The organism is Streptomyces sp. NBC_00454 (assembly GCF_041434015.1).
Lineage (GTDB): Bacteria > Actinomycetota > Actinomycetes > Streptomycetales > Streptomycetaceae > Streptomyces.
In genome coordinates, this window is the sequence record NZ_CP107907.1 from 6611094 (window position 1) to 6624351 (window position 13258).

Sequence of the window (13258 nt, forward strand, 5' to 3'; positions counted from 1 at the left end):
CCAGGAAGTCGTCCAGGGAGCGCGGGAGTCCGCCGTCCTCGCGCCTGGTCCCGCGGCTCTTGCCCCGGCTCATGACTCGGCCGAGGTGTCGAGCAGCCGGGCGAGGCGCCGCTGCGCCTGGCCGAGCTGCGAGCGGACCGTGGCCTCGTCCACGCCCATCATGGCGGCGGCTTCGCCCGGGGTGCACTGGAGCCCGTACCTCAACAGCACGGTGTCGCGCTGCCGTTCGGCGAGCCGGGAGACGGCGGAGTAGAACCGGATGGTGTCGGTGAGCACCTCGTACTGGTCGGCTTCCACGGGGGCTTCCTTGAGCGCGGCCTCGAAGGCACTGATGTCCATCGGCTCGGGCCAGGGGGTGCGGCGGTACTGGCGGTCGGCTATCCGCTGCTTGAGCACGGTCCAGGCGTACGCGTCGAGTCGGTCCATGTGGAGCATCCGCAGCCATTCGCCCATGATCGAGTCGAAGGCCGCGTCGACCGCCTCCTCGGCCGCCGCGTCGGTACCCAGCTGCAGGTACGCGAACCGCATGTAGGCCGGGCGCCGGTCGGCGTGGAAGGCCCAGTACGACAGGCGTGCCGTCGAATCCCACTGGGTCATGGGAGTCGGCCGCCTTCGCCGGCTCGGCAGACCCACGGCCCCGCCACCGGACTCCTCCGGTCCGCTGCCATCGCTCACCGCTCCACCCCATCCCGTGTGCGCGGCCCAAGGAAATCAGCGCGGGCGCACTCGGAGGGCGCAGAGACGAAAGCTGGAGGAATTACGTTCGGTGATGATCGGTCGGTGATCGAAGGCGACCGCACGTGCGTCCAACCAGCGCAAACGCATATGCCGCAATCCCGTGCGCCCGTTTCGCACCTCCGTCGCAGGGGCACAGCGTGTGACCATCCCAAGATTCACTCGTTTGTCGGATCGTGGGCACAACACAGCGATTCCGCTCCACCGCCGTGGAGCAGGCCGAGGCCGTCCTCGTCGAGCAGTACCCCCAACTGGTGCGGCTCGCCTACGTGACCCTCCCGGTCTCCCTGGGCCGCCATACCCGGGTCCTCCTGGCGCACAAGGCCGTCCAGCGTGCCCTGCCCCGCGGCGGGCGCGGCAGCACCGGGGCCCCGGCCGGTCCCGACAGCCCGGGCAGCCCGCTCGCGGAGGTGCGGGTACGGGTCCTGCGCGCGAGCCTGGCCCCGACCGGCCGGGCCCGCGTCACCGCGGCCGCGCTGGGGTGGCCCCCGGTCCCGCCCTTCGTGTGGGGGCTGCGGCTGTGGCCCCCGGCGGGCGGGATCGACGAGGCCGCCCGGCTGCTGGGGCAGGCACCGGGACCGGTCCGGGCCGCCTTCGTGCTCCACCGCATCGACGGCCTGCCGGAGGAAACGGCCGTCCGGCTGCTCGGCACGGCCGGGGTGACGGACCCGGCGGACGCGATGCGCGAGGCGCTGGCGGTCCGCGCGGAGGTGCCTCCGGCGGGGGCGGGACCGGAAGCCGGGACCGCCCCGGGCGGGGGCCGGATCGGCGCCGAGCCGGACGCCGGGTCCGGAGCGGGGGCCGGGGCCGGGGTCGGCACCGGTGGGTGGACGTCGGAGCGGGCTGCCGGCTGGTCCGGTGGCCCGAGCGGCGGTCGGTCGGCAGGCCTGCCCGCGCATCGCGATGCGGCCCGGCCGGGCGGCGGGACCGGCGAACCGGCCGGAGGCCTTGACGCCGACCGGCCCGGTGAGCGGAGCGGTGGCCGGGGTGACGGCGGGAGCGGAGGCCGGGGTGACGGCCGGAGCGATGGCCGGAGTCGCGGCTGGTCCGGTGCTCCGGCCGCCGGTGGCAGTGGAGCCCGGGCTGTCGATGGAGCGGATGCCCCGGCCGCCGACGGACCCGGTGGCCGGAGCGGCGAGGAGTCCGGGGCCGGGAGCGAGGGGTGGGCGGTCGAGCGGGCTGCGGGCCGGACCGGGGACCGGCCGGGCGGGCAACCCGCCGGTTCGGCCGGGGCCGACCCCGGCCGCTGGGCAGCCGGGCGGACTGCCGACCGGTCCGGTGATCGGTCCGGTGGCCGGGCCGGGGATCGGACCGGCGGTCAGGCAGCTGGCTGGACGGGCGGTCAGGCGGCCGGCTGGACCGGCGGCGGGGCGGCTGGCTGGACCGGCAGTCAGGCGGCCGGGTGGGCCGGCGGGCCGGGTCCGCAGGGGACCGGAACCGGGGGAGTCCTCGGCGAAACGCTCCTGCGGGCGCCGCGCAGCCCGGAGTTCGACGCCAGCGTGGTCAGCGCCCGCCCCACCGACCTGCTGCGCCGGCGCCGCCGGACCCGCGCGGCCCAGGCCGCCGTGGCCGCGCTGGTCCTGGCCGCCGGGATCCTGGCCGCCGACGGGTCGCCGCCGCGCCCCGAGGCGACCCCGCTCGCCGGACCGGCCGTCGCCGGGGCGCTCGATCCCGCCCGGCTGGTCCGGGTGCCCGCCGGGGCCTGGGCGGACACCGCCCGGGTCGACTTCACCGCCTGGCCCACGCGCGGCGGGCGCACCGCCGACCGGCCACTCCTCGCCCGCGCCCTGGCCGCCTGGGCGGCCCGGCCCCGCGAGGTGGCGGTCACCGCCGCGCCGGGCACCGCGACCGACCTGCCGGGCCGCGCGCCGCAGCTCCTGTACGCGGGGGACACCGCGGGGCGGGCCGTGGTCCTGCTGCTCGACGCGGACCGGGTGGTGCGCTACGCCGAAGCCGCCGACGGGCCGCGCGGCCGGGAGCTCGCGTTCGCCCGTACCGACGGGGCCGACGTGACCACCGCCGCCGCGCTGGTACTGGGCCGGTCCGGCGGCGACGGGGGCCGGGCCCGGTACCTGCTCGCGCCGTGGATCGCGAAGGCCGCCACCCGAGACCTGCTCCGGGCCGGGGACGAGGCCGGGCCCCTGGCCGTATCGGCCGAGGGGGTCACCGAGGAGACCGCGGTACCCCGTACGGGCGGAGCCTGCGACTCCTGGCCCGCGCTGGAGCTGACCTCCTCCGCCCGCATCGTCGAGAAGCACTCCTTCGTCCTCGCCGACGCGGGCGCCGCCCTGACCCCCGTACACCTGACCTACACACCGCTGCCCGACGGCCCGGCCGCCGTGGCCGCGCGCCAGCCGCGCGAGGCCACCGGCCCCGCCGCGCGGGCGGCCTGGGCGGCGGTCGCCTGCCGGCTGCGGGAGCTGCGCGGCGCCGCCGTGCGGGCCGTCAACATCTGGGACTTCGCCGACTCCGAGCTCCCCGACGGCGCCGGGCGGGCGGTCTGGTCCTGCACCCGGGCCTCCGGCTGGGCCGGTCCGGGCGACGTCCTGGTCCAGCTGCGACCGCCCGCCGGGCCCCCGCAGGACGTGGCGCGGGCCCGTTCGACCGCCGCGTGCGGGCGCTTCGGCCAGCACCTGCTCGCGGGCACCCGGTGGCGTTCGCCCGCCGGCCGCTGGTACCTGCTGGCGGCCGGCAGTCGCGAGGTCACCGGGATCACGGCGGAGGGCGCCGTCCGGGCGGAGGCGAGCGGCCGGTTCCTCACCGTGCCCCTCGCCGGTCCGCAGAGCGCTCCCGTCGCCCTGGCGGGCAGCCTGGCGAGCGGCGCCCGGATCACCGCGATCGACGGCGGCGCGGGCGGCAGGGACTGAAGCACGATCAGGAGCGCCGGCCCTTGGACGGCGGTCGGGTCCCACCTGTCCCCGCTGTACCATGGCCGCAGCGCGAGGGCCGTGACGCAGAGGTCACCACCCTCGCTTTTGCGTTACGGCCGCCCGCGGCCACCCCCGTCCACGCCCGAAGAAATGCGGCACGTGGCGTTTCGGCGGTTCGATACGATGAACCGCACGTCACGTTGTAACCGGCATATATGAAATGGAGCATCCGAGGATGGCTCGACACCTGATCACCAGCGCGCTTCCCTACATCAACGGGATCAAGCACCTGGGCAACATGGTCGGGTCGATGCTTCCGGCGGATGTGTACTCCCGGTACCTCCGCCAGCGCGGCCACGACGTCCTCTACATCTGCGCCACCGACGAACACGGCACCCCCGCCGAGCTCGCCGCCAAGGCGGCCGGCCTCTCGGTCGCCGAGTTCTGCGCGCAGGCCCACGACGCCCAGAAGGCGGTCTACGACGGCTTCGAGCTGTCCTTCGACTACTTCGGCCGCAGCTCCTCGGAGCAGAACCGCGAGATCACCCAGCACTTCGCGCGCCAGCTCCAGGAAAACGGGTTCATCGAGGAGCGCGCGATCCGGCAGGTCTATTCGCCGGTCGACGGCCGCTTCCTGCCGGACCGCTACGTGGAGGGCACCTGCCCGCACTGCGGCTACGACAAGGCCCGCGGCGACCAGTGCGAGAACTGCACCCGCGTCCTGGACCCCACGGACCTGATCGAGCCCCGCTCGGCCATCTCCGGCTCCACCGAGCTCGAGGTCCGTGAGACCACGCACCTCTTCCTCCTCCAGTCCAAGCTCCAGGGCGAGGTCGAGGCCTGGGTCGCGGAGCACGAGGAGGAGTGGCCGCAGCTGGCTTCCTCCATCGCCCGCAAGTGGCTGACCGAGGGCCTGCACGACCGCGCCATCACGCGCGACCTCGACTGGGGCGTCCCGGTCCCCGCCGACACGTGGCCCGAACTGGCCGCCGACGGCAAGGTGTTCTACGTCTGGTTCGACGCCCCGATCGAGTACATCGCCTCGACCAAGGAGTGGGCCGACGCCGACCCGGCCAACCGCGACTGGAAGTCGTGGTGGTATGAGGCCGACGACGTCCGCTACACGCAGTTCATGGCCAAGGACAACGTCCCGTTCCACACGGTGATGTTCCCGGCCACCGAGCTCGGCACCCGCGAGCCGTGGAAGAAGGTCGACTACGTCAAGGCCTTCAACTGGCTGACGTACTACGGCGGCAAGTTCTCCACCTCGCAGAAGCGCGGAGTCTTCACCGACCAGGCCCTCGAAATCCTGCCGGCCGACTTCTGGCGCTACTTCCTCATCGCCAACGCCCCCGAGTCCGACGACTCCTCCTTCACGTGGGAGCACTTCGCGTCCACGGTCAACAAGGACCTCGGCGGCACCCTCGGCAACTTCGTCAACCGCGTACTGACCTTCTCCCTCAAGCGCTTCGGCGACGAGGTCCCGGCGGGCAGCCCGGCCGGCGAGGTCGAGGCCAAGCTGGGCGAGCAGATCGCCGAGCTGCTGGCGGAGTACGAGGGCCACATGGAGGCCCTCCAGTACCGCAAGGCGGCCGCCGCGCTGCGCGCCCTGTGGTCGGCCGGAAACTCCTACCTCGACGAGAAGGCCCCCTGGCTGGAGGTCAAGACCGACCTGGACGGCGCCGCGCTCACCCTGCGCACCGCGATGAACCTCATCCACCTCTACTCGGTGGTCTCCGAGCCCTTCATCCCGGCCTCGGCGCGCGCCATGCGCTCCGCGTTCGCCCTCGACGGGGACACGGCGGCGTGGGTCACCCCGGAGCAGGCCAAGTCCCTGGACGCGGTGCCGACGGGAACGCCCTTCACCGTGCCGCCGGTGCTCTTCGCGAGGGTCACCGAAGAGGACCTGGAGTCCTACCGCGAGCGGTTCGGCGGCAACCCGGAGGCCTGAGCCCCGGAGCCGGACGGCACCGAGCGAACTGACGCAGGGGCGCGACCCGTTGGGGTCGCGCCCCTGCGGCGTTCCCCCGCACGACAGGGGGCGCAGTAGGGGCCACGGTAGGGGAAACCCCACCGCGGACCGTCCACTTGACCGTGCAGACCGGGCGGGGGCCCGGCGGCTGCAATGAAGGCATGCCCCCTCCCGTCGCATCCCTCCCCTCCCGCGCCTCCTGGCGGACCGTCGGCCCGCTGCTGCTCGCCGCCGCGTGGGCGCTGTCCTTCCCGCTCTTCTCCTCCCTCGGCCCGCACCGGCTCTGGGGCTGGTGCGCCGCCGCCGGATACCTCGCCGCCGCGGCCCTCGCCGTACGGCGGCCGCACGCCGCCGTGGCCGCCGCGCTGACGGGCGCCATCGCCGTCCCGCTCCTCTGGCTCGTGCTGAGCGGGCAGGGCCAGTCCGAGGTGATGGTCATCGAGCGCTCCGGCCGGCTCCTGCTGGAGTCCGGGCGGCTCTACGTGGACCACCCGGCCGGGGTCGAGGAGTACACCCCGTACCTGCCGGGCATGGCGGTCTTCGGCATTCCGCACGCCCTCCTGGGCGGCCCCCTCGGCGATGCCCGGCTCTGGTGTGCGGCCGCCCTGTTCGCAGGCATGTGGGCCGGACGCCGGCTGCTCGGCGGAGCGGCCTCGGGACGGCTGCCGCTGCTGGTGGCCTCCCCGGTGGTGGCCCTGCCGCTGGTGGTGAGCGGGGTGGACCTGCCGCTGGCCGGGCTGCTGTGCCTGGCGCTGGCGGCCGCCGGCGCCGGACGGCCGGTCCTGGCCGGGGCGGTACTCGCCGGGGCGTGCGCGCTGAAGTGGACGGCGCTGCCCGCGGTGGCGGTGGCGGTCGCGCTGCTCGCCGTCCGCAGCGGCCGGGGCGCGGCGGTGCGCTGCGCACTGGTGGCGGTGCTCGGCTCCGCCGCGCTGATCCTGCCGGGCGCGCTGCTCCAGCCGGCGGAGCTGTGGCGGCAGGTGTTCGCCTTCCCCACGGGCCGGGCCGAGGTGGCGACCCCGGCGAGCAGCCCCCTGCCGGGGCACCTGCTGGCCGAACTGGGCCCGTGGGGCTGGTACATGGCGGTGGCCCTGCTCGGGGCGGGCGGTCTCGCGGTCGCGCTGTCCCTGGTGGTGCGCCCGCCGCGCACGGTGGTGGCCGCCGCCGACCGCCTCGCGATCGGCCTCGCCCTCGCCTTCACCCTGGCCCCGGCCACCCGCTTCGGCTACCTCGCCCTCCCGGTGCTCCTGTGCCTCTGGGCCCGCTCGTTCACCGTGCCGGAGCGGCCCCGGGCCCTGGCCTACCATCGCTCCCATGAACTCCGCGCTGATCCTCGTCGACCTGATGCCGCGCATCATCGCCCTGCCCCTCGCGCCGCACTCCGGTGACGAAGTACTGGAACGCTGCCGCCGGTTGGCCGAGACGTTCAGGGCGGGCGGGCGTCCCGTGGTCCTGGTCCGGGTGGACCGGCCGAACGTGGCCGAGCAGCCGCCGGGCAGCGGCTTCGCCGACGGGCTGGTGCGGCCCGGAGACGTCACGGTCGTCAAGCGGGCCGTCGGGGCGTTCCAGGGAACGGATCTGCACGACCGGTTGGGCGAGCTGGGCGTGGACACCCTGGTGTTCGCGGGGCTGGTCACCACCATGGGGGTGGAGTCCACGGCGCGGGCCGCGAGCGACCACGGCTACGAGGTGGAGTTCGTCGCCGACGCGATGTCCGGATTCGCCGCCGACGAGCACGAGTTCACCGTCGAGCGGATCTTCCCCAGGTTCGGCGAGGTGCGCGACACGGCCGCCTACACCCGGACCTGAAGCCCCCCGGGCCGGATTACGGGGTCCGCGCGCCCCGGAGGTGGGCGAGGACGGCCAGGACGCGGCGGTTGCCCTCCGTCGGGTCGAGGTCGAGCTTCATGAAGATGCTGCTCGCGTGCTTGACGACGGCCGCCTCCGTGACGAACAGCCGGGCCGCCAGGGCCTGGTTGTTCAGGCCCTCCGCCATCAGGGTCAGCACCTCCCGCTCCCGCGGGGTCAGACGGGCCAGCGGCCGGTCGGCGTTCTGGGCGCTCAGCAGGACGCGCACCACCTCCGGGTCGATGACCGTCTGGCCGTCCGCGACCCGCTGGAGGGCGTCCAGGAACTCCGCCACCTCCCCGACCCGGTCCTTGAGCAGGTATCCCAGCCCGGCGGAGCCGCCGGCCGGGGAGACCGCGGTGAGCAACTGGGTCGCGTAGGCCGTGGCCACGTACTGCGAGAGGACCAGTACGGGCAACGAGGGGTCCCGCTCCCGGAGTTCGAGCGCGGCCCGCAGGCCCTCGTCGCGGAAGCCCGGCGGCATCCGGACATCGGTCACGACCGCGTCGGGCCGCTCCGCCGCCACCGCGCGCAGCAGTTCGTCCGCGTCGCCGACGGCCGCCAGGACCTCGTGGCCGCCGAGGGTGAGGAGTTCGCTCAGCCCGGCGCGCAGCAGGACCGAGTCCTCGGCGAGGATCAGCCGGAGCACGGTACCTCCACCCGGAGTTCGGTCGGTCCGCCCACCGGACTGGAGACCACCAGCCTGCCCTTCAACATCGCCACCCTGTCCGCGAGACCCGCCAGGCCCGCCCCCGCGCCGGGATCCGCTCCGCCGCGGCCGTCGTCGCTGATGGTGAGGGTGAGCCGGTTGCCCTCGACCCTACCGGCGACGGCCACCCGCGAGGCGCCGCTGTGCTTCGCCGCGTTCGCGAGCGCCTCGGTGACCGTGAAGTACGCGGTGATCTCCACGGAGTCGGCCAGTCGGGGCACGGCGGCCAGGTCCACGCTCACCGGCACCGGATGGCGCAGCGCCACCTCGGCGACGGCCGCCGCGAGCCCGTGGTCGGTCAGCACCTGCGGGTGGATTCCCCGGACCAGGTCCCTGAGCTGGCTCAGCGCGAGCTTGGCCTCGCCACGGCCGCGGGCCACCAGTGCGGCGGCTGCGGCCGCCCCGGAAACCTTGCGCAGCTCCAACTCGGCCAGCCCCAGGGTCATGCTCAGCGCCACCAGCTGCTGCTGCGCCCCGTCGTGGAGGTCCCGCTCGATGCGGCGCCGTTCCGCCTCGAAGGCGTCGACGAGCCGGACCCGCGAGCGGGTCAGCTCCAGCACCCGGTGGTCCTCCTCGCGCGGACCGAGCAGCAGCCGGGCGGTCTTCACCTGGAATCCGGCGAGCAGGGCTCCCGCGTAGGCGGCGAGGACGAGCCCGGCCAGCCCGGCGGCGGTTCCGCCCAGGGCCTCCAGAGGGCCGGACACCGGCTCGCCGGGGATCAGCATCACCTGGTCGGGGGCGATGGCCCAGGCGATGACGGGGGTCGCGACGAGGATCAGGGAGAAGGCGACCAGGGTGAGGACCCCGAACCCGGCCGGGGCGAAGACCAGCCCGAGCAGGGCCGCGTAGCCGGCCTCCCGCCAGGTCGCCCGCTCCCGCAGTCTGGTCCGCAGCCACGCGGCCGGCCGGGCCCCGGCCAGGGAGGTGTGGGGATCCGGAACCGGCAGCGGCTCCACGAAGCGCAGCCTGCGCCTCTCGAGGCGCCCGAGCGGGACCACCGCGGCCACGGCCCCGACGAGCAGCAGCAGCCCGATCCCGGCGACGGCCGTCAGCACCCCGAGCCCCACCAGCACGGCGAGCACGACCAGGGCCGGGTACCCGAACAGGAACCCGGTCCCGAGGTACCCCCAGCAGCGCCAGGGCCACCAGGACCGCAGGAGGAAGCGCACGGGCCGCCGCATGGCGGCCCACACGGCTACGGGCGGATCCTCGGATTCGGACATACGCCCCACCCTAGGCGCTACAGCGCGGCGCCCAGGGCCAGGAACCCGCAGATCAGCACGAACAGGATGCCGAGCAACGGCCAGACGAAGCGCAGGTACTTGTCGTAGCCGACCTTGGCCAGCGCGACACCGCCGATGGTCACGGCGGTGGTCGGGACCCAGAGGTTCATCCAGCCGCTCGCCGACTGCCAGGCCGTCACCATCAGCGCGCGGGAGACGCCCGCGAAATCGGCGAGCGGGGCCAGGATCGGCATGGTGAGGGTGGCGTGACCGGAGGTGGAGGGGATCAGGAAGGCGAGCGGGAGGTTGACGAGGAAGACGAGGATCGCGAAGACGCCGGAGGAAGTTCCCTTGACCACGCCCTCGATGGAGTGGAGCACGGTGTCGGTGATCTTCGAGTTGTTCATGATGACGGTGACACCGCGCGCCAGCATGATGACCAGGGCCGGGGAGATGAAGTCGGCGGCGCCCTGGATGATCGTGGAGCTGAGCTTGGCCTCGCCCATCCGGGCCACCAGGCCGATCAGCACGGCCGCGCAGATGAAGAGCGCGGCGAGCTGCGCGAAGGACCAGTCCAGCTCCCAGGAGTACGGGGCCGCGTCCGCCTTGCCGGTGAGCGCGCTCGACCAGGGCACCACCGAGAAGATCATGAAGGCGAAGACCAGGGCCAGCAGGACCAGCACCGTCTTGTGCAGGCCCGTCAGTTCGGGCTCCGCCTCCTCCTCGCCGGTGGCCTTCTGCTCCCGGTCGCCGGGCAGGAACCCGCACAGGGACTTGGACGGATCCTTCTGGACCCGCCGCGCGTACCGGATGACGTAGAGGACGGTCACGGTCGTCAGCACGATCCACATCAGGAACCGCAGCCCGATCCCGTCGCCCAGCGAGATGTCGGCGGCCGAGGAGGCCACACCGGTGGCGAACGGGTTGACGGTGGAGCAGAGCACGCCGACGCCCGCGCCGAGGATGGAGGCGCCGACCGCGACCAGCCGGTCGTAGCCCAGGGCCAGCATCATCGGCACGAGCAGCCCGTAGAAGCCGAGGGTCTCCTCGGCGAAGCCCTCCACGGTGCCGAGGATGGAGAAGACCACCATCACGGCGGCGATCAGCAGCGCGCCGCGGTTGCGCAGTCGGTGGGCGAGGCGGGCGATGCCGCGGTCGAGGGCTCCGGTGGCGAAGACGACGGTGATGAACGCCCCGATGGCCAGCACGAAGAGGAAGACCCCCGCGCTGCCGTAGAGGTCACCGCTGAAGGTGGGGCCGACCTGGTGGGTGGTGGGGTCCTGGATGCCGTAGAGGCCGTTGACGGGGGAGAGGAACAGGTCGTTGAGGCGGTCCGTGAAGCTCTGGGTGTCGTCGACCCGGTGGTAGGTGCCGGAGACGGGGGCGCCGCTGTCGTTGCGGTCGTACTGGCCGGCCGGCACGAGGAAGGCCAGCAGCCAGATCGCGACGGTGACGACGGCCAGCACGGTCAGGGCGCTGGGGAAGGAGTACTTCTTCGCCGGCGGCTCCTCTTCCGGAGCGGGCGCGGCGGGCGCCGGGGCCGGGGTGGTCACCGTGCGCCTCCGGAGGCCGCCGGGTCGTGGGGCGCCGGCGGGGCCGGGGGCGGGGCCGGTTCGAAGTCGGCCGCGTACTCCCGTACGAAGGCGGCCATCGCCACCACCGTGTTGCGCAGTTCCGACAGGAGCACCCGCTCGTTCGGCGCGTGCAGGTTGCACATGCTGTCCTGCGCGCCGAACAGCAGCACCTCCGCGCCCGGGGCCGCCTGCGCGAGGCCGTTCACCAGCGGGATGGAGCCGCCCGTGGCGACGTACGAGGCCTGCGTGCCCCAGGCCTCCTTGAGTGCGGTCAGCGCCGCCCGGTACGCCGGCCCGCCCGTCCTGGCTTCGAAGCCGGGGCCGGTGTCGCCCGGGGTCACGGTGAGCGGGATGCCGAAGGGGGCCTGCGCCCGCAGGTGCGCCACCAGCAGGGCGCGGGCCTCCCTCGGGTCCTGGTGCGGGTGGAAGCGGAGGTTCAGTTTGGCCCGCGCGTACGGGACGACGGCCGAGGCGGCATGGTCCACGCTGGGCGCGTCCAGACCGATGACCGTGATCGCCGGACCGCTCCAGAGCCGCTCGCCGAGCGAGCCGGTGCCGATCAGCGGCAGGTCGGGAAGGACCGAGGCGAGCTCGCGGAACTCCTCCTCGGTGTAGGTCGTTCCGTCCCAGGGATCGCGCCGCAGTCCGGGCACGGCGACGTCGCCGTTCTTGTCGTGCAGGGTGGCGAGCGCGCGGAGCAGGACGAGCAGGGCGTCCGGGGCGGCGCCGCCGAACTCCCCGCTGTGCCGCGGCTCGGCGAGCGTGCGCACCTCCACGGTCACCTCGCAGGCCCCGCGCAGACCGGTGGTCAGGGTCGGGGTGCCCGGCCGCAGGTTGCCGAGGTCGGCGATGATCATGGCATCGCAGGCGAACCGTGCCGGATCGGTGGGCGGGTAGTCGTCGAAGGGGCTGCCGTACTCCTCCTGCCCCTCGATCACCAGCTTGATCCCGACCGGCGGGCGGCCGCCGTACACCCGCAACATGCCCAGGTGCGCGATCACGTTCGACTTGTCGTCGGCGATGCCGCGCGCCCGCAGTCCGCCGGGGACCGGGGTCGGTTCGAAGGGCGGGGAGAGCCAGAGGGAGGCGGCGCCGGCCGGCTGGACGTCGTAGTGCCCGTAGAGCAGCACGGTCGGGGCGTCCGGGTGCGGGGGCGGGATCTCGCCGTAGATCACCGGGGCGGTGTCGGGGAGGTCGATCCGCTCGATCGAGGGGACGCCGGCTTCGCGCAGGAGGGCGACGATCAGGTCGTGCGCCTCCTCCACGGGCTCCGGCGGATACCCGGGGAAGGAGATAGAGGGGATCGACGCCAGCCGTTCGAGATCGGCCCGCAGGCCGTCCATCAGGGCGTCCACCTGGCCTTCGAGATCCCGGCCGGAGCCGCTCTGCCCGCTCTCGCCGCTGTGACTGCCGCCGTTCGCGCCGTCCGTTTTCACCCGCCACCGTCCCTGTGCTCCCGGGGAGACCCCGCCGAGCCGCGGAATCGGTTCTCCGATCATGGGGCGGGGCCCCGGCGGCCGCGTGGCGGACTGGGCCGGACGGGTGAGGCGGCCGCCGCGGGCCGGGGGCGCGGACGGGGGTACGGGAGGAGGTGCGAGCCGGAGCGCGTGCCGGGCGGTGGGGGTGGCTCGAACTGAACCCTCGTGGGGGGATCTTGACCTGTCTACCGCGTATCGAACCCCCGCGTTGATCGTTTCTTCAGGCGTAACCCTCATCCCTGCTGCGGAATCGGGAGAACGTGCGGTGACCGCTTGGCAGTACTTCGCCGGGGCCGGCCTGGTGGCGGCGCTCTGCCCGCTGCACGGTCACGTGGAGGTCGCCGGAGACGGCCGGGGCGGGCACGGAGCCCGGGTCGACCTGTGCGTTCCGGCCGGGTCGAAGCCCGCGCCGCCCGCGGTGGAGCCCTCCGCGCGGCCGTCGGTACGGGTGACCCTGCCCGGCGCGGTGGCGCCGACCGTGCTCCATCCGGGGCGCAGCCCGCTCCTGGTACCGGCTCCACGGCCGGGCGCGCAACCGCAGCCGGGCGGGGTGGCGCAGCTCCCGCCCGGGCCGACGGCGGAGGCAGCGGCCGGGGTGGCGCAGCCCCCGGAGGTCGCGGTGGATGGGCCGGGGGTCGCGGAGGCCGCGCGGGGCGAAGGGGCGGCTCCGGTCCGGGGCGCAGCCTTGGCCGGGCCGGCGAGCCGCTTCCACGTGCGCCCGTACCACTCCTCGGCACTGGCCAGACGCGGCCCGGACGGTATGTCCACCGTGATGCTCATGGTCGTCGTGACCACCCCGGCGGTCCTCGCGGCCGTCGCGCTGCGACCGCGTTCCAAGAGCCGCAGCTGAAC

The 13258-nt window shown here is 74.3% G+C and carries 10 protein-coding genes; 5 read left to right on the forward strand and 5 right to left on the reverse strand.

The features are described 5' to 3' along the window. Positions 1–69: 69 nt before the first annotated feature. Positions 70–597 carry an RNA polymerase sigma factor gene (locus OHU74_RS30175; protein ID WP_371618785.1) on the reverse strand — a complete coding sequence of 176 codons (528 nt, stop codon included), beginning with the start codon at positions 595–597 and terminating at the stop codon, positions 70–72. Positions 598–911: 314 nt separating this feature from the next. On the opposite strand from OHU74_RS30175, the gene OHU74_RS30180 reads away from it, so the two are divergent. The 4 genes from OHU74_RS30180 to OHU74_RS30195 all read left to right on the forward strand — a co-directional run bounded on the left by OHU74_RS30180 (position 912) and on the right by OHU74_RS30195 (position 7383). After that, a complete protein-coding gene (locus tag OHU74_RS30180) occupies positions 912–3602 on the forward strand; it encodes a hypothetical protein (protein WP_371618786.1) in 2691 nt (896 codons plus the stop codon). 238 nt (positions 3603–3840) lie between these two features. Further along, positions 3841–5556 (forward strand): methionine--tRNA ligase, encoded by a 1716-nt coding sequence (gene metG / locus OHU74_RS30185; RefSeq protein WP_371618787.1) that lies wholly within the window; start codon positions 3841–3843, stop codon positions 5554–5556. 182 nt (positions 5557–5738) lie between these two features. Continuing rightward, positions 5739–6962, forward strand: coding sequence for a glycosyltransferase 87 family protein (locus OHU74_RS30190; protein WP_371618788.1), 1224 nt, complete (start codon positions 5739–5741; stop codon positions 6960–6962). Continuing rightward, positions 6889–7383, forward strand: coding sequence for an isochorismatase family protein (locus OHU74_RS30195; RefSeq protein WP_371618789.1), 495 nt, complete (start codon positions 6889–6891; stop codon positions 7381–7383). The genes OHU74_RS30190 and OHU74_RS30195 overlap by 74 nt, the downstream gene beginning before the upstream one ends. Before the next feature lie 16 nt (positions 7384–7399). On the opposite strand, the gene OHU74_RS30200 is transcribed toward OHU74_RS30195, so the two are convergent. From OHU74_RS30200 to OHU74_RS30215, 4 genes are read right to left on the reverse strand one after another with little or no spacing between them, the layout of a single operon-like run. After that, positions 7400–8071, reverse strand: coding sequence for a response regulator (locus OHU74_RS30200; protein ID WP_371618790.1), 672 nt, complete (start codon positions 8069–8071; stop codon positions 7400–7402). Continuing rightward, positions 8059–9354, reverse strand: coding sequence for a sensor histidine kinase (locus OHU74_RS30205; protein ID WP_371618791.1), 1296 nt, complete (start codon positions 9352–9354; stop codon positions 8059–8061). The genes OHU74_RS30200 and OHU74_RS30205 overlap by 13 nt, the downstream gene beginning before the upstream one ends. A 17-nt stretch (positions 9355–9371) precedes the next feature. Beyond that, positions 9372–10907 (reverse strand): YfcC family protein, encoded by a 1536-nt coding sequence (locus OHU74_RS30210; protein WP_371618792.1) that lies wholly within the window; start codon positions 10905–10907, stop codon positions 9372–9374. Next, positions 10904–12271 (reverse strand): M20/M25/M40 family metallo-hydrolase, encoded by a 1368-nt coding sequence (locus OHU74_RS30215; protein ID WP_371619862.1) that lies wholly within the window; start codon positions 12269–12271, stop codon positions 10904–10906. The genes OHU74_RS30210 and OHU74_RS30215 overlap by 4 nt, the downstream gene beginning before the upstream one ends. 400 nt (positions 12272–12671) lie before the next feature. Between OHU74_RS30215 and OHU74_RS30220 the strand changes: the two genes are divergently transcribed. Next, positions 12672–13256, forward strand: a complete 585-nt coding sequence (locus OHU74_RS30220; protein WP_371618793.1) for a hypothetical protein — start codon at positions 12672–12674, stop codon at positions 13254–13256. Positions 13257–13258: the final 2 nt, after the last annotated feature.